General features: G+C 52.0%; 15 protein-coding genes. 10 read left to right on the forward strand and 5 right to left on the reverse strand.

From position 1 onward, the window contains the following. Positions 1 to 237: 237 nt before the first annotated feature. Positions 238 to 2,601, forward strand: coding sequence for a DNA polymerase II (locus E6C74_RS07290; protein ID WP_136484050.1), 2,364 nt, complete (start codon positions 238 to 240; stop codon positions 2,599 to 2,601). Here the strand turns inward: E6C74_RS07290 and E6C74_RS07295 are convergent. Both E6C74_RS07295 and E6C74_RS07300 read right to left on the reverse strand, forming a co-directional pair. Next, positions 2,583 to 4,664: an EAL domain-containing protein gene (locus E6C74_RS07295; protein WP_136484051.1), complete on the reverse strand. Its 2,082-nt coding sequence runs from the start codon at positions 4,662 to 4,664 to the stop codon at positions 2,583 to 2,585. The two genes, E6C74_RS07290 and E6C74_RS07295, sit on opposite strands and share 19 nt — an antisense overlap. A 149-nt stretch (positions 4,665 to 4,813) precedes the next feature. Then, positions 4,814 to 5,581: a nucleotidyltransferase domain-containing protein gene (locus E6C74_RS07300; protein ID WP_136484052.1), complete on the reverse strand. Its 768-nt coding sequence runs from the start codon at positions 5,579 to 5,581 to the stop codon at positions 4,814 to 4,816. 214 nt (positions 5,582 to 5,795) lie between these two features. Between E6C74_RS07300 and yeiP the strand changes: the two genes are divergently transcribed. After that, positions 5,796 to 6,362 carry an elongation factor P-like protein YeiP gene (yeiP, locus tag E6C74_RS07305; protein ID WP_136484053.1) on the forward strand — a complete coding sequence of 189 codons (567 nt, stop codon included), beginning with the start codon at positions 5,796 to 5,798 and terminating at the stop codon, positions 6,360 to 6,362. A 2-nt stretch (positions 6,363 to 6,364) separates the two neighbouring features. Continuing rightward, complete coding sequence (locus tag E6C74_RS07310; RefSeq protein WP_136484054.1) at positions 6,365 to 6,685, forward strand: HI1450 family dsDNA-mimic protein; 321 nt, start codon at positions 6,365 to 6,367, stop codon at positions 6,683 to 6,685. 138 nt (positions 6,686 to 6,823) lie between these two features. Here E6C74_RS07310 and yqfB read toward each other — a convergent pair whose 3' ends face one another. Further along, a complete protein-coding gene (gene yqfB / locus E6C74_RS07315) occupies positions 6,824 to 7,138 on the reverse strand; it encodes a N(4)-acetylcytidine aminohydrolase (RefSeq protein WP_136484055.1) in 315 nt (104 codons plus the stop codon). Between the two features lie 163 nt (positions 7,139 to 7,301). On the opposite strand from yqfB, the gene E6C74_RS07320 reads away from it, so the two are divergent. From E6C74_RS07320 to hutH, 6 genes are all read left to right on the forward strand, one after another. Beyond that, positions 7,302 to 8,270, forward strand: coding sequence for a DUF3187 family protein (locus E6C74_RS07320; RefSeq protein WP_136484056.1), 969 nt, complete (start codon positions 7,302 to 7,304; stop codon positions 8,268 to 8,270). A 102-nt stretch (positions 8,271 to 8,372) separates the two neighbouring features. Then, positions 8,373 to 9,086: a histidine utilization repressor gene (gene hutC, locus E6C74_RS07325; RefSeq protein WP_136484057.1), complete on the forward strand. Its 714-nt coding sequence runs from the start codon at positions 8,373 to 8,375 to the stop codon at positions 9,084 to 9,086. A gap of 320 nt (positions 9,087 to 9,406) precedes the next feature. Further along, positions 9,407 to 10,624 carry an imidazolonepropionase gene (gene hutI, locus E6C74_RS07330; protein WP_136484058.1) on the forward strand — a complete coding sequence of 406 codons (1,218 nt, stop codon included), beginning with the start codon at positions 9,407 to 9,409 and terminating at the stop codon, positions 10,622 to 10,624. Next, positions 10,617 to 11,633 (forward strand): formimidoylglutamase, encoded by a 1,017-nt coding sequence (hutG, locus tag E6C74_RS07335; protein ID WP_136484059.1) that lies wholly within the window; start codon positions 10,617 to 10,619, stop codon positions 11,631 to 11,633. Before hutI ends, hutG begins: the two co-directional genes overlap by 8 nt. Positions 11,634 to 11,781: 148 nt before the next feature. Next, complete coding sequence (gene hutU, locus E6C74_RS07340; RefSeq protein ID WP_136484060.1) at positions 11,782 to 13,479, forward strand: urocanate hydratase; 1,698 nt, start codon at positions 11,782 to 11,784, stop codon at positions 13,477 to 13,479. 11 nt (positions 13,480 to 13,490) lie between these two features. Next, a complete protein-coding gene (hutH, locus tag E6C74_RS07345) occupies positions 13,491 to 15,026 on the forward strand; it encodes a histidine ammonia-lyase (RefSeq protein ID WP_136484061.1) in 1,536 nt (511 codons plus the stop codon). Positions 15,027 to 15,147: 121 nt separating this feature from the next. Here the strand turns inward: hutH and E6C74_RS07350 are convergent, their stop codons facing one another. Continuing rightward, positions 15,148 to 15,300, reverse strand: a complete 153-nt coding sequence (locus E6C74_RS07350) for a DUF2256 domain-containing protein (protein ID WP_136484062.1) — start codon at positions 15,298 to 15,300, stop codon at positions 15,148 to 15,150. Positions 15,301 to 15,480: 180 nt separating this feature from the next. Between E6C74_RS07350 and E6C74_RS07355 the strand changes: the two genes are divergently transcribed. Next, a complete protein-coding gene (locus E6C74_RS07355) occupies positions 15,481 to 16,206 on the forward strand; it encodes a DUF3581 domain-containing protein (protein ID WP_136484063.1) in 726 nt (241 codons plus the stop codon). Between the two features lie 96 nt (positions 16,207 to 16,302). Here E6C74_RS07355 and E6C74_RS07360 read toward each other — a convergent pair whose 3' ends face one another. After that, on the reverse strand, positions 16,303 to 16,764 hold the full coding sequence (locus E6C74_RS07360; RefSeq protein WP_136484064.1) for an isoprenylcysteine carboxylmethyltransferase family protein: 462 nt from the start codon (positions 16,762 to 16,764) through the stop codon (positions 16,303 to 16,305). Between the last annotated feature and the right edge of the window lie 38 nt (positions 16,765 to 16,802).

The raw sequence follows: 16,802 nt of genomic DNA on the forward strand, positions 1-16,802 counted from the left end.
GATTGCGTCCGCTTTACACGAAAATTTGTTATAGTGCTCAGTCAACGACACCTCCAGCGACCCAAGAGCATGTCTGATGACGTCCCGGCACTGCCCTACGCGCAGTAACCACCCGTATTATTATATGCAATTTTCTTGGCCCGCTTGCGGACAAAGTCGCAGACTGGCAATGCTGAAGTCAATTATCGCCAGACGGCATAATAACCAGTCAGTCAACATAAATAGCGGATCAGGAACGTGAGTATTCAACAAGGCTTTTTATTAACCAGACAAGCCCGGGACGTCAGAGGTCAAACCCAGATCGAACTGTGGCTGGCGACTGATCAAGGCCCGACTCAACTGCTAATCCGTGGCGAACAGCCGGTGTTTTTTATCCTCCAGCAGGACATCGATGCTGCGCAGGACATCGCCCGTCAACATCGTCTGCAAGCCCAGTTTCGCCCACTGCCGCTCAAATCATTCGAGCAACAGCCATTAGCCGCTTGTTACAGTGATTCCATCCAGCATTCCAATGCGCTTGTCTCGCATCTGACGCAAGCGGAGTTGCTGACTCTGGAAGCGGATATCCGCCTTGCCGATCGCTATCTGATGGAGCGTTTTATCCGTGGTAGTGTCGAATTTTCCGGCCCGGCTCAATCGATGGGCTCCTACTCCAGTGCACGGCAGATCAAGTGTCGACCGGGCGATTACATTCCTAATCTCAGGGTTGTCTCACTGGATATTGAGTGTTCAGAAAAAGGCATTCTCTATTCTATCGGACTCGACTCAGAAATGGACAGCCGGGTTATCATGGTTGGCAAGCCGCAAACGGCTGAGACTCAGATTCAGTGGGTTGAGGACGAATACGCCCTGCTGACCGCGATGGTAGAGTGGTTCGAACATTTTGACCCGGATGTCATTGTCGGCTGGAACGTGATTGATTTTGACTTTCGTCTGCTGCACAAACGCGCGGAGTGGCACAAGCTAAAACTGATGATCGGCCGTGCCCGCCAGCCAAGTTTTTTTCGTACGGCCAGTCAGACGCAGCAAGGCTTCATCACCATTCCCGGCCGCGTCGTACTCGACGGCATCGATACCCTCAAAACCGCGACCTACCATTTCCGCTCCTGGTCACTGGAGTCGGTTTCCCAAGAACTGCTTGGCGCAGGGAAAGCAATTCATAACGTGCATGACCGCATGGACGAAATTAATCGCATGTATCGTGAAGACAAACCGTCCCTGGCCAAATATAACCTGCAGGACTGCGTGTTGGTAAATCGTATCTTTGCGAACACCCATTTGCTTGAGTTTGCCATTGAGCGATCCCGTCTGACAGGTGTCGAGCTCGATCGCGTCGGCGGATCGGTCGCCGCCTTCACCAATCTGTATCTGCCGCAGTTGCATCGCGCGGGTTATATCGCTCCCAACCTGCATTCGGAAAACTGGCTGGCCAGTCCCGGCGGCTATGTAATGGATTCAATCCCTGGCTTGTACGATTCAGTGCTGGTGCTGGATTTTAAAAGCCTGTATCCGTCCATTATCCGCTCATTTCTGATTGACCCGATGGGATTGATTGAAGGGCTGCAGCTTCAGATTGGCAACGCACCTGACCAGGCTGTGCCCGGTTTTCGCGGCGGCCAGTTTCATCGCAGCCGGCATTTTCTGCCACAGATGATCGAGAACTTGTGGGCCGCACGTGACGTAGCGAAAAAGAATAATGAGAAAGCCTTCTCGCAAGCGATTAAGATCATCATGAACTCGTTTTATGGCGTGCTGGGTTCCTCAGGCTGCCGCTTTTTCGATACCCGCCTCGCTTCCAGCATTACCATGCGCGGTCACGAGATCATGAAGCAGACCAAGCAGCTCATCGAAGCGCGCGGTTATCAGGTCATTTACGGTGACACCGACTCGACCTTTGTCTCGCTCGGCAGTGAACACTCGCAGCAGGATGCCGACCAGATTGGTCAGTCACTGGTACAACACATCAACCAATGGTGGCGCAAACACCTCAAACAAGAATACGCCCTCAATTCGATTCTCGAACTGGAATACGAAACCCATTACCGCAAATTTCTGATGCCGACCATCCGGGGGTCGGAAACCGGCTCGAAAAAGCGTTACGCCGGGCTGATTGGCGAGGGTGACAACGAAAGAATGGTGTTCAAGGGTCTGGAAAGCGCCCGCTCCGACTGGACTCCGCTGGCGCAACAATTCCAATCCGAGCTGTACCGGATGATTTTCCATGGCGAGCAGCCTGATGATTATATTCGCCGGATTGTCGAGGAGACGCTGGCCGGTGAACACGATAACGAACTGGTATATCAGAAACGTCTGCGCCGTAAGCTGCATGAGTATCAGAAAAACGTGCCGCCGCAGGTGCGTGCTGCCCGTATGGCGGATGAAATCAATCAACGTCTCGGACGTCCGTTGCAATATCAGAACCGCGGGCTGATTGAATACTGCATGACCATCAACGGACCGGAGCCGAGAGAGTATCAACACAGCGCAATGGACTATCAGCATTACATCGACAAACAGCTCAAGCCGGTTGCCGATGCCATACTGCCGTTTATTGGCCGGCAATTCGACCAGCTCAGTGCGCCTCAGTTAGGCTTATTCTGAGCCTGGCGCACATACTCAAGTAAATCGTCACTATGGAGTGCTTTGGCGTAATACCAGCCCTGAACGGAAACCTCGGAGCGGGTTTCAATGCAGCTCAGCTGCTGCTCTGTTTCGACGCCTTCCACAATCACACTCAGATCCAACGACTCAGCCAGAGACTGCAGGCTGGCGAATACCTTTCTGCCTTTCGGATTGTCCAGCGCCAGCACAAACGAACGATCGATCTTAATACAATCGATATCAAAGCGGTTAAGATAACTGAGTGATGAGTAGCCGGTACCAAAATCATCGATGTGGATTTCAACTCCCAGCTCACGTAAGCGTTTGAAGGCCGACATAATGTACTGCTCGTCCACCAGCAACGATTCTTCGGTAATTTCGATATGAACCAGACCACGTAGCGGTTTAATCAGTGCCGCGATAATATCCAGGCTATCGCGGTCGAGCAGTGTCTGCGGGCAAATGTTGACGCTCACCGGCAAATCAACTCCAAGAGAGCGCCAGTGACTCAAGTCCTGTGCAACCCGGCGAAATACCCATAAATCCATCTCTTTCATCATGCCAGCCTGTTCCAGCCACGGTATAAAACTGCCCGGATATTGCAAAGCACCCTTTTCATCCATGGTTCGAATCAGCGCTTCGCAGCCAGTCACCCGGCCAGTACGCAGGTCCACCTGAGGCTGATATTGCAGACAGAATTCTTTACTGCTGATACCGCGCAGATGTTGCTCGACCGTATGCTGTTCACGTTGTTTTTGCTGCGCGAGCAGAATCGGGTCATCCTGCAGCCACTGCGCTTCTTCTTCACGACGCAGGTAAGAGGTATTCAGTGCAGAAATTTTGATTTCGCTGCCGGAATAGAACTTATTCATACGCTTCACTGCCGGAAAATAGATGGCACAACCCAGCAACACATTGAACAGTTGCAGCAACACCGCGTGCCAGTCTCCTTCTGTCGATACCCAGGCATTAAACAGCACCGGAGTATGAAAAGGCACCGAAACACTCGGGGCACTGACCCAGCCCCACTGTACCGCGAGCAGTCCGGTCACCACATTCAACATCGGAGTCAGCACAAAAGGCAGCAGCAGACGCGGGTTATAAATGATGGGCAGGCCAAACAGCAGAATCTCATTGACGTTGATAAACGCAATCGGAATGCTGGCCAGAGCAATCAAACGCAGGGTGCGCTGACGCGCAAACAGCAGCAAAGCCAATACCAGAGATAAGGTCGCACCACTGCCGCCGATAAACACAAACGTGCCCATAAAAGACAGGTTCATGACATAGGGCACAGCACCACCGGCAAGGACCGTCGAATAGCTCAGACTGCTGGCTTCCTGAAGCAAATCAACCATAGGTAACAGCGCATAATAACCATGGACACCGACAAACCACAGGAGTGAATTCAGAGCGGAAAACGTCAGACCAAACAACCACGGTTCATTGGCATAATCGGGGCTAAACAAGCTTTCAAACGGTAGATGGGATAAGAGGAGAAACAAACCACGAGTCACCAACATCACCACCGCGGCCACCATGATGGCCGGAATCACCATATTCAGTGACTCTTTAACGATGGATCCGGCACTGTTAGATGAGGTGATATTGAAGCGCTCAAAAGCGAGCAGTTTTGCCAGCAGAGGAACCGAGAACAGCGGGATAACGATCGAGAGCACGATATGAAAGGTCATCAGTGCCACATCAGAATGTGACATTGCCGCTGCCAGCACCAGATAAAAAATGTTGATCAGCGCTACCGGAGGCCTTGGCAGACGCCAGTGCATTGCCAACACGTAAGATAAGGTCGCTGTCATCAGATAAGGAAAAAACTCGCCGATAACCTGATTGGTGTTGTACATCACATCGACCCAACCCGGGCGTTCATCCAGCAGCCATTCACCCATGCTGGCCAGCAGCAGGGCAAACGATGACAAAATGAGACAAGGAATCAGCCAGACCATGCTTTCACGTACCGCCTGCATGGAACTAACGATAAACCGTGCGCCTTTATCCAGTAACCGCTCCCGACCAGAAGCGAGAGGTTTTGACAACTCAGGCATCTATAACTCCATTTACCCAGAGAACTCGATTTACTCAGAGAGCCAGAGCTTAACATATCAGTCACATATCATGATAATCCGCACGATACGTGGTAAATAAATCTTTCGGATATGGGAGAAATACCTCGATTTGAGCCGAATCTGAGTCTTCAGCCGATACGAAACTCGGTTTTTTCATATTGCTTCACTAACCAAACGCCAAAACTGTCCAGTAAACCAATGACCGAGCGCTTGGGAATGACTCTGGTGGAAAGCAGAATATTCAGCCGCTCTACCTCGAGCTGCTTTTCCGGATGGTAACGGACAAAATGCTGTCCACATTCCTTCGGATCGTCATACCAGTTTTTGTCGCGGTACATAATCAGCGAATAACTGGCGCGCAGCAGCTTTTTAGCAATGGTCTGCTGGGCCCTGATTTGCTCTTTGGCCGTGGCCGCTTTAGCGATTTTGTCCCGGTAGTAAACCAGCCAGTCACCCACATCCATATTCCAGTGTTTGGCGATTTCCCAGCTCGGTTCGTAATCACCAAAACAGTCGCCCAGGTTATCGCCATACACGCACACACAACAGTGGCGCAGCATCGGCCCCCAGGAAAAAATACTCTCCAGCGTCGCCACATCGCTCACCACAGCGGTTTTGATCGCCACATCGGTCACAAACGGGAAACTTTTCTGAAAACGCCAGCGAATCGTATTGAGCAGGGTGGCTTTCTTATCGTCAAAGTCACGATGAGTGACCAGCACCACATCCAGATTAGAGTGTCCGGGCTGGGCGGTTTTACGTGCCACGCTGCCGTAGATATAAATACTGTGCAGCACCTCCCCCAGCCCGGCCCGCAAGAAACGCACTAAGTCGTCAATGGCCGGCTGATAAGCAGGTTGAAAAGGCTGGTTAGGATCGATGACCGACAATGTCATGACAAACAGAAACTCCGCGCTGAATTAACTTATTGCTGTACTCATTGATATAATGTTCGCTGATGACCCGCCGCGAATCAATACCTTGCTGTTTACGCTGCCGAATAATCATCCACAAATACACTATCTTGAGGTCACTGTGTGCAGAGATATTCCTTTTTGCCCCGCCCTTTAGTTATAATGCCGCCAACTTTAGAACGAAGGATAAAAATCCATGCCAAAGGCAAGTGAACTGAAAAAAGGTTTTGCGATTGTTTCTAACGGCAAAACGCTACTGATCAAAGACATCGAAGTGACCACTCCTGGCGGTCGCGGCGGCTCTAAAATCTACAAACTGCGTTGTACTGATCTGACAACCGGTGCACGTGTTGACGAGCGCTACAAGTCAGACGATTTCCTGGATACCGTTGAGATGAACAAACGCAATATTTCGTTCTCTTACGTAGACGGTGACGAGTACATCTTCATGGATAACGAAGACTACTCACAGTTCGTGTTCAAACAAGCCGATATCGAAGATGAACTGCTGTTCATCACTGAAGACATTCAGGGCATGCAAGTGGTACTGGTAGACGGTACTGCTGTCGCCATCGAAATGCCTTCTTCTGTTGAGATGGTCATCGAAGAAACCGATCCGTCAATCAAAGGCGCCTCTGCTTCTGCACGTACTAAACCAGCGCGTTTTGCAACTGGCCTGGTTGTTCAGGTTCCGGAGTATATTGCGACTGGCGAACGTGTTATTGTGAACACCACAGAACGCAAATTTATGAGCCGAGCTTAATTATGTCTGATTTAATTTCTTACGACGATGCTATCGACGCCGCTTACGACATTTTCCTCGAAATGGCACCTGATAACCTCGAACCTGCCGATGTCATTCTGTTTACCGCGCAATTTGAAGACCGCGGTGCAGCAGAAATCGTCGAAGTGGGTGATGACTGGGACGCAGAAGTCGGTTTCGAAGTCGATAAGGAAGTGTTCGCAGAAGTACGCATTGGTCTGGTAGACGAAGAAAATGACGTACTGGATGACGTATTCGCCCGAATGCTGATCAGCCGCGACCCGGATCAGAAATCTTGTCACATGCTGTGGAAACGTGATTAATTTTCGTTTTTTGCGTTGATGCGGTTTTTGAGTTCATTCTGAACTGAATAAACTCATCACAAAAAGTAAATACGCAGTGATAAGTCGAACGCCAACCTCAGGGTTGGCGTTCTTGTATTCAGGGCTGACAGCGCTCTGCTACACCAGCTGATAGTGAATCACATACAGCTCTTCGATACCGGGATAGATATCGCCTATCACCTGCTTAAGCTGATCTAACGTCATATTCTCCTGCTCGGCATGAAATTCGGTCAGTTGCGAAAATTGTACCGGTTCTACTTTTTCAATCCGTAAATGGCAAAAATAGCGCCCCTCTTCCAGCGTTGACACTTCAACCACTGTACCCGGCTGATAGTCGCTCTCGCTTTCATCACGAATGGTGATCACTTTCTTGCCCGCCAGAATATCGGCTTCAAAACGGGCAAAAAATGTCATCGTTGTTGGCGCTGCCATACTGCATATTCCTTATTTAATACAATTAACTGGCTGATATTTTACTATATCCAATCAAGGTATCTGCTGGTCAAGCCATACAAAATGTCCATTGGACGACACCAATTTAGATTGGTTAAATATCAACCTCATTTGCGTTGATTAGGTTACTCTAGGATACATCATGATAAACAAGACCCGAAACGGCTTAATCGCTTTGCTGCTCTGCCCTTGTCTGTCGTATGCCAATAGCCAATATGGCCCGTTACAACTCTACGCTCAATCGCCGCTGCAGACCAACTCTCTGACCCCGCAGATACGTTCCGGTTTCTCCCTCCCGCAAGGCTCGATGGAATTTGCCACCAGCGGCACCATGGCCAGTGTCTGGGCTGTGACCAATGATTACGAAGCCGACTACTATCAGAATCAACTGTTTCTTGGTATGAAATGGCAGATGTCACCACGCTGGCAACTGGGCATGAATTATCGCTGGAACGTAGCATTCAACAACCATCTTGATGAAGTCACGATGGAATTCCATCGCATCTTTGGCCTCGATCAGGCAGGGCGAGAGGACGTCGATCGGGATCGATTTTATCTCGACGTACCGGATCATGATGTCCATTACGATAACTTCGAGGGCGAAACATTAAGCAGTGCCCTGACGGCGTACCTGCAATATCAGCTGTATCAGGATCAGTACCAGGGCTTGTCATTGGGAGGCTCACTCTATTACAACGACCTCGACCACGGCTTACTCAGTAACAGTCGCTTCGAACAGGCACTGCAGCTCAATTACGCCTACCAATACCAACGCCATCTGCTCAACGTTCTGCTCGGTGTTTCTTTTCATCACAGTGAATCTGTGTTCCGCCATCTTGAATACCGTGACAATACCGCCACATTTGGCCTGAGTTACCAGTATGAGCTCGCCGCCCGCCATCATCTGATTGGCGAGGCTCATGTTTATGAAGGCGTGTCAGATGGCTTTAGTGAGATGTCCAAACCGTCAACCGAATTTGTGCTTGGTTATCGTTACCTGCTGCCAAACAGCGCGATTGAATTCTCTATGATCGAAAATGTATTCAATATGGACAATAGTACCGATATCGCGTTTAGCCTGGCCTACCGTCACCAGTTTAACCCCGGCTAAAACCGGATCCAGCTAACACCTTAAGATGAAAAGACAAACGATGAATTGCATTTTTATGCTCAGTTATAGATTATTTGTATATTCAAATTAAGGTTAGTGTGTATGTCCTCTTCGCCCCTCTATCTGCAGATTAAACAGTTTATTCTGGACAACATTGAGTCCGGCCGTTGGCCGGTCGGTCATCGTATCACTACCGAGCTGGAGCTGACCGAGCAGTTCAGTGTCAGCCGGATGACCGTCAACAAGGCGATCCGTGATCTGGTTGCCGATGGTATTCTGCAGCGCCGCCCGCGTCTGGGGACATTTGTCTGCGCACCGGAAGAGAAAGCTGAATCCCCGTTGCTGGATATTCGTAATATTGCCGAGGAAGTGGTCAGCCGCGGCCAGCGTTACCACAACAAAGTCATCAGCCAACACGAGCTTATTGCCGATGACTTTGTTGCGATAAAACTGGGCGTCATGGTCGGCACAGCGGTGTTTTACAGCGAGATCCTCCATTTTGCCAATGAGACCCCGCTGCAACTGGAGGTACGCTGGGTGAATGCCCGCTACGCGCCGCACTACCTCGAACAAGATTTTACCCGCATCACACCCAATCAATACCTGTCTGAGAATTGCCCGTTAAGCGCAATTGAGCATACGGTCGAAGCGATCGTGCCGGATAATCACATCAAAACCACTCTCGCCCTCAGCGCCAGCGAGCCCTGTCTGCTGTTAAACCGGCGCACCTGGAGCGGCGATCGCCTGGTCAGTTCCGCTCTGCTCTATCACCCGGGTTCCAAATACAAACTGACGTCAAAGATCGTTTTATCCTGATTGCCGGCATCTCCTGTTCCCTTTGATCTTTCAGGATTATTCACCTCGTGAAAGATCAAACCTCGCTTTACCGTAAAACCGCCCTCCATCGTAAGACGGAAAGTTGATCACAGTTTTGCAACATTCACCTTGTCGGTTGCGTTTAATTGCATCATTATTTGTATATACATTTAAGCAGACAATTAAATTGTCTTGTCACGACACAGCCAAACCACTGACGTTCAAAACAACGACGTTAAGCAACGAAAGGCCGGTGTCAAACAAGAAATGTCATAAGATCAAAGTACAGGCTAAATGACTTGTGACACCAAGAGGGAATTATGGACCTGATTCTGACCAATGCCCGGCTTGTCAGCATGCAGCCAAAAAATAGTGGCTACCAACCTACTGACCCGGTCAACATCGTGATTCGTGACGGCAAAATTGTTGCAATCAGCAGTGCAGCTGCCAGTAACGAAACCGTCAGCAGTGACAGTCGATACATCGACTGTAGCGGTAAACTGGTCACTCCGGGCTTGATTGACTGCCATACCCACCTGATTTATGCCGGTAACCGCGCGAATGAATTCGAAATGCGCCTTAACGGTGTGCCTTATCAAACCATCGCGGCACAGGGCGGCGGTATTCTTGCCACGGTGAAAGCCACCCGCCAGGCCAGTGAAGAACAGCTGATTGAGCTGGCACTGCCTCGCTTAGACGGGCTGCTGCGCAGCGGTGTGACTTCGATTGAGATTAAATCCGGTTATGGCCTCACTCTGCACGATGAACTGAAGATGTTGCGTGCGGCGCAAGCCCTGCAGCAACACCGCCGGATTAAAGTCACCACAACATTACTGGCCGCGCACGCCCTGCCGCCGGAATTTGCCGGACGCGCTGACGCCTACATCGAACACATTTGTCAGACCATCATCCCGACAGTGGCTGAGCAGCAGTTGGCCAGCAGCGTCGACGTATTCTGCGAGTCGGTCGGTTTTAACCTGCAGCAGACCGAGCGCGTCTTTGCCTGCGCCCGTGAATACGGCCTGCAGGTCAAAGGTCATACCGAACAACTGTCGAACCTTGGCGGCAGTGCGCTGACCGCACACTATCAGGGGTTGTCTGCCGATCATATCGAGTATCTCGATCAGGCCGGTGTGGCGGCGCTGGCACAATCAGGCACAGTGGCGACTCTGTTGCCCGGCGCGTTCTATTTTTTACGGGAAACGCAAAAACCACCGGTCGAACTGTTGCGTAAATATGGCGTGCCGATGGCGCTGGCCAGTGACATCAATCCGGGCACATCACCTTTTGCCGACCTAACCTTAATGATGAATATGGGCTGCACTCTGTTCGGCCTGACCCCGGAAGAAACTCTGCGCGGTGTGACGCAGCATGCCGCGCGAGCGCTTGGCTTTGCCAAAACCCGCGGTCAAATTGCCACCGGCTTTGATGCAGATCTGGCGATCTGGAATATCGATCATCCGGCTGATCTCAGCTACCAGGTGGGCGTTCCGAGATTACATGCACGAATCGTCGATGGAGTGCTGTGCAATGACTGATGCAATTCAAACCTCACACAACTTTACCTGGCAAGGTCGTCACGATGCCGAAGACGGAACATTGGGGACTCGCGTGCATCATGTGATGCAATGCCTGTCTGCGAGCGGTCTTGAGCCCAACCAACAGGCCGTATCCATACTCGGCTTTGCCTGTGATGCCGGCGTAGCGCGCAATAAGGGCCGTACCGGAGCGCAGCAGGCACCGGATCGGATCCGGCAGGCACTGGCAAATATGGCCTGGCATCGCGCTTCGCCACTGTATGATCTGGGCAACATTCACTGCCACGGTGACGCGCTTGAACAAACGCAAACTGACGCAGCCAGCGTGATTACTCAAGCCTTGCAACACACCCCGGTCATCGTACTGGGGGGCGGACATGAAGTGGCCTGGGCCACATTTCAGGGCCTGGCCGGGCACCTGCAGCAGACGGGCGCGCGGGCGCCGCGCATCGGAATCATCAATTTTGATGCTCATTTTGATCTGCGTGCGTTTAAATCAGAGCAGGCTGAGGTAAAACCCAGCTCAGGTACCCCGTTTTATCAGATTCAGCACTTTTGCGCCGAACATAACTGGTGTTTTCACTATGCCTGCCTGGGTGTGAGCCGGGCCAGCAACACGGCTGCCCTGTTTCAGCGCGCCGATGAGCTGGGCGTGTGGTATGTGGAGGACAAAGCACTCTCTTCACTCAACCACATCTATCACATGACTCAGTTACAGCATTTTATCGATGACTGTGACTACCTGTATCTGACTATCGATCTGGATGTCTTCCCGGCGGCCACGGCACCCGGCGTTAGCGCGCCGGCCGCCCGTGGTGTCAGTATCGAAGCGCTGAGTCCGTTTCTCGATCGTATCCTGCATTACAAAAACAAACTGATGATTGCCGATATTGCTGAGTACAACCCAAGCTATGACATCGATAATCAAACCGCCCGGCTGGCAGCCCGCCTGTGCTGGGATATTGCCAACACCATGGCGGACAAACCGCCTGCTTCACAGTGTGACTGAATCAAACTAACCCACACCAGCCTGCGTACGAGCAAGGCCGGATAAAACAGAAATACGCTCACGGACACCGAGCGATCTAACACTACGGCGCTGCCCCATACCCTACAAACTCAGGCTGCGCCAAGCTTAACCATGAAGGAGCTGTAACATGACCAAGCAAGCCGAACAAGGCACCCGTCTGGACACCAGTCGTATTATCCGCGCCCCGCACGGCACGACCCTGCGGGCCAAATCCTGGCTGACGGAAGCCCCGCTGCGTATGCTGATGAACAACCTGGACCCGGATGTCGCAGAACACCCGCAATCACTGGTGGTCTACGGCGGTATCGGTCGCGCAGCGCGTAACTGGGAATGTTATGACAAGATCGTTGAAGTTCTGGAACGCCTGGAAGACGATCAGACGCTGGTGGTGCAATCTGGCAAGCCTGTCGGTGTATTCCCGACCCACAAAAATGCACCGCGCGTGCTGATTGCCAACTCGAACCTGGTGCCACACTGGGCCAATTGGGAACACTTCAATGAGCTCGATAAACAAGGCCTGATGATGTACGGCCAGATGACTGCCGGATCTTGGATTTACATTGGCTCACAGGGCATTGTTCAGGGCACTTACGAAACCTTCGTTGCCGTGGCGAAAAAGCACTTTGACGGCAACGCCAAAGGACGCTGGGTACTGACTGGCGGCTTGGGCGGCATGGGCGGCGCGCAGCCACTGGCAGCCACCATGGCTGGTTTCTCAATGATCGCGGTCGAGTGTGACGAATCGCGTATCGATTACCGCCTGCGTACCGGTTATGTTGATAAAAAAGCCACCAGCCTCGATGAAGCACTGGCCATTATTTATGAATCAGACGAACCGGTCTCCGTCGGCCTGCTGGGGAACGCGGCCGACATCTTCCCGCAACTGCTGGAACGTAATATCACTCCGGATGTCGTGACCGACCAGACGTCAGCCCATGACCCGCTTAATGGCTACCTGCCACTTGGCTGGAGCATGCAGCACGCCGCCGACATGCGCAAAACCGATGAAGCCAAAGTGGTCAAAGCGGCTAAACAGTCGATGGCCATTCAGGTTAAAGCGATGCTGGAACTGCAACAGCGCGGCGCGGCCACGCTGGATTACGGCAACAACATCCGCCAGATGGCGCTGGAAGAAGGCGTAGAAAACGCTTTTGACTTTCCCGGCTTTGTTCCGGCTTATATCCGCCCGCTGTTTTGTGAGGGGATCGGGCCATTCCGCTGGGCAGCCCTGTCCGGCGATCCGGAAGATATCTACAAAACCGATCAGAAAGTCAAAGAGCTGATCCCGGATGATCCGCACCTGCACAACTGGCTGGATATGGCGCGCGAGCGCATTCAGTTCCAGGGCTTACCGGCCCGAATCTGCTGGGTTGGCCTGAAAGACCGTGAACGTCTCGGCCAGGCCTTTAACGAAATGGTCAAAAACGGTGAGCTAAAAGCGCCGGTCGTGATTGGCCGCGATCACCTCGACTCCGGCTCAGTTGCCAGCCCGAACCGTGAAACCGAAGGCATGCTGGACGGCTCAGATGCCGTGTCAGACTGGCCACTGCTGAATGCCCTGCTCAACACCGCCGGCGGTGCGACCTGGGTATCGCTGCACCACGGCGGTGGTGTCGGCATGGGCTTCTCCCAGCACTCGGGAATGGTGATCTGCTGTGACGGCAGTGACGATGCAGCCCAGCGCATCGGACGTGTCTTGCACAATGACCCGGCGACCGGCGTGATGCGCCATGCAGATGCAGGCTACGAGATAGCCAAACGCTGTGCGAAACAACAAAACCTCGATCTCCCTATGCTGAACGACGAACTCGCTCAACTGAAGTAAGGACTGTAACCATGTTGAATCTTGTGATTAAACCCGGCGCTTTGACCCTGAGCCAACTGCGCGCCGTGAGCCGCCAACCCGTGACACTGTCACTCGATCCAGAAGCCATTCCTGCCATTGAACAGAGCACTCGTGTCGTTGAGCAGGTGATCGCTGAGAATCGTACCGTGTATGGCATCAATACCGGCTTTGGTCTGCTGGCCAATACCAAGATTGCTCCGCAGGACTTAGAAACTCTGCAGCGCAGTATTGTACTTTCCCATGCCGCCGGTATCGGCAAATTTATGGCCGATGAAACTGTGCGCCTGATGATGGTGCTAAAAATCAACAGCCTGGCACGCGGTTTTTCCGGGATCCGTCTGCAGGTACTCGAAGCACTGATGACGCTGGTGAACCATGAGGTTTACCCGTGCGTACCGCAAAAAGGCTCGGTCGGCGCCTCCGGTGACTTAGCGCCGCTGGCCCATATGAGCACCATTCTGCTTGGCGAAGGTCAGGCACGTTATCAGGGCGAAGTGATTTCCGGCCTGCAGGCACTTAAAATTGCCGGTCTGGAACCGATTACTCTGGCGCCGAAAGAAGGCCTGGCTCTGCTCAACGGAACACAAGCCTCAACCGCATTCGCACTCGAAGGCCTGTTTATGGCCGAAGACTTGTTCGCCTCAGCCACGGTATGTGGCGCGATGTCGGTTGATGCGGCGCTGGGCAGCCGGCGTCCGTTCGATGCGCGCATTCATCAGGTACGCGGTCATCAAAGTCAGATGGATGCTGCCGCCGCATACCGTCATGTACTGGATGAACGCAGCACCATTGGTGACTCCCATCAGGGCTGCGAAAAAGTACAAGATCCTTACTCACTGCGCTGCCAGCCTCAGGTGATGGGGGCCTGTCTGCAGCAAATCCGTAATGCTGCGGAAATCCTGCAGGTGGAAGCCAACTCCGTCTCTGATAACCCGCTGGTGTTTGCCGACGATGGCGACATCATCTCCGGCGGTAACTTCCACGCTGAGCCGGTGGCAATGGCCGCCGATGGTCTGGCCCTGGCGATTGCCGAAATCGGCAGCTTGTCAGAACGCCGCATGGCACTGCTGATCGACAGCGCACTGAGTAAACTGCCTCCGTTCCTGGTCGATAATGGCGGAGTCAACTCCGGCTTTATGATTGCTCAGGTCACATCAGCGGCGTTGGCAAGTGAGAACAAAACTCTGGCTCATCCGGCTTCAGTTGACAGCCTGCCGACCTCAGCCAATCAGGAAGACCACGTGTCGATGGCAACCTTTGCCGGTCGCCGCCTGAAAGACATGAGCGAGAACACCCGCGGTATTCTCGCGGTGGAATATCTCGCCGCCGCGCAAGGTCTGGATTTCCGCGCGCCGAACCTCTCTTCTGCCCGAGTGGAAGAAGCCAGGCAGATCCTGCGCCGTGAAGTCTCGTTCTATGATAAGGACCGTTACTTTGCGCCTGATATCGCCGCGGCGAATGAACTGCTGCTGCAGGCGGTACACAATCACCTGATGCCGGAGCAATTGCTACCGAGTGTGGGGTAAAGGTTTTAGGTTTTAGGCCCTAGGGTTCTGGAACCTTAGAACCCGAATCCGACATTAAGATTGAATAAAGCAGCCAACACACTGGCTGCTTTTTTCGATAAGCGCCTCTGAGACCTAGGTTCTAGGTTCTAGAAACCGGGAACTTCACTGTCCGACATCTTTGCGAGCAATACTTCACTTCTTCCCAGCAATCGGCCCATTTTTTACGCCAGGTGAATGGCCGAGCGCATACCACACACTGTTTTTGCGGCAAATGCAGTTTTTTATGAGTCATGCTGTGTTTTCCTATACTGTGACGGGATTCATTACGACTTCCGCTGCCAAAAGATCACGCTTTTGAGCCCTTATTGTGTTGTTATTATGAATATTGTTTGTTCACTTCCAACTGATTGGACCATTAGACTCCGGGTTGAGAGCTATAATCCGTCACAGTTTTGTCGGAATAGCGTAAATTATGTTTCTAGCTCCTTACTTCTCAAATCAAGACCATCAATTCCAGTTCACTCGCGAACAGGCCAGTCACTTCGCCAAACGTGTAGCGGGCGACTTCAACCCGATCCACGATGAAGACAGCAAGCGCTTCTGTGTACCTGGCGATCTTCTGTTTGCAGTACTACTGAAACGTGAAGGCATCAGCCAGAAAATGCGTTTTGATTTCTCAGGTATGGTGGGTGACGGAACGGCTCTGCATATTGAGAACAAGTGCAGCAAAGAAAGCGCTGTCGTCGACGAGTCAGGTAAAGAATATCTGCACATGAACCGTGAAGGCGAAGTAAGCCATGACGCAGCTTTCATCGAACACGTGGTTACAAACTACGTTCAGTTTTCCGGCATGAACTTTCCGCACATCATGGTGCCGCTGATGGAAGAGCAGCAGATGATGATCAACTGCCAGCGTCCGTTAGTGATCTACGAGAGCATGGAAGTTGAATTCTCACGCCTTGACCTGACGCACCCTGAAGTAGAATTTACGGGTGCGACTTTCGATGTCGAGGGCAAACGCGGGATCGTGACGCTGAACTTCGCGTTTAAAGAAGAAGGCGAACAGGTCGGCAGCGGTGTAAAACGCATGGTAGCCAGCGGACTGAAACCGTACAACCAGGCAGATATTGATGATCTGGTCAGCCGTTTCAACGAGCGTAAGGACGCCTTCCTGGCAAAGTTCGCTAAAGCGGCCTAACAGCAGTCGCGTGCAAAAACCACAAATAAAAAAGCTTCACCACGGTGAAGCTTTTTTATTGCGCCATTACCTGGCCTAAAAACACTGATTTCAGGCTCACAGCCAGCGCCGTACCCGGGTTTTATAATCAACATAATCTTCCCCGAACAGGTGCTCCAGCGCCTTCTCTTCCGGAATAATCTGGAAGCGGTTCATGTACATCACAAATCCCGCCACCACAGCAAAACTTATCAGGTTCTGGTGCCAGTAGGCAAAACCAAACAGCAGCAGTAACAAACCAAGATACATTGGATTGCGGCTGTAGTGGAACACCCCGGAATCAACCACAGTGGTTGCTTTATAAGGCTGAATTGGATTGACTGTGGTTTTCGCACGCCGGAACTGCACCACACCGGCAATGCCGATCACAGCAGCCGCGACAAAACACACCGCAAACACCGCATATTTGTACGGCAGACTGACGTCAGTAAACGGAATCAGAACAGCTAAGCGGTTGACCAGAACCAGAGCAACCAGAAACAACGCCACAGGCGGTATTTTCAATTCCAAAAAACGCATAATAGCTCCCAGACAGGTATTGCTTCATTATAAGCCTT

Source organism: Vibrio sp. H11, from assembly GCF_004804295.1.
In the GTDB taxonomy this organism is placed as follows: domain Bacteria; phylum Pseudomonadota; class Gammaproteobacteria; order Enterobacterales; family Vibrionaceae; genus Vibrio; species Vibrio ostreae.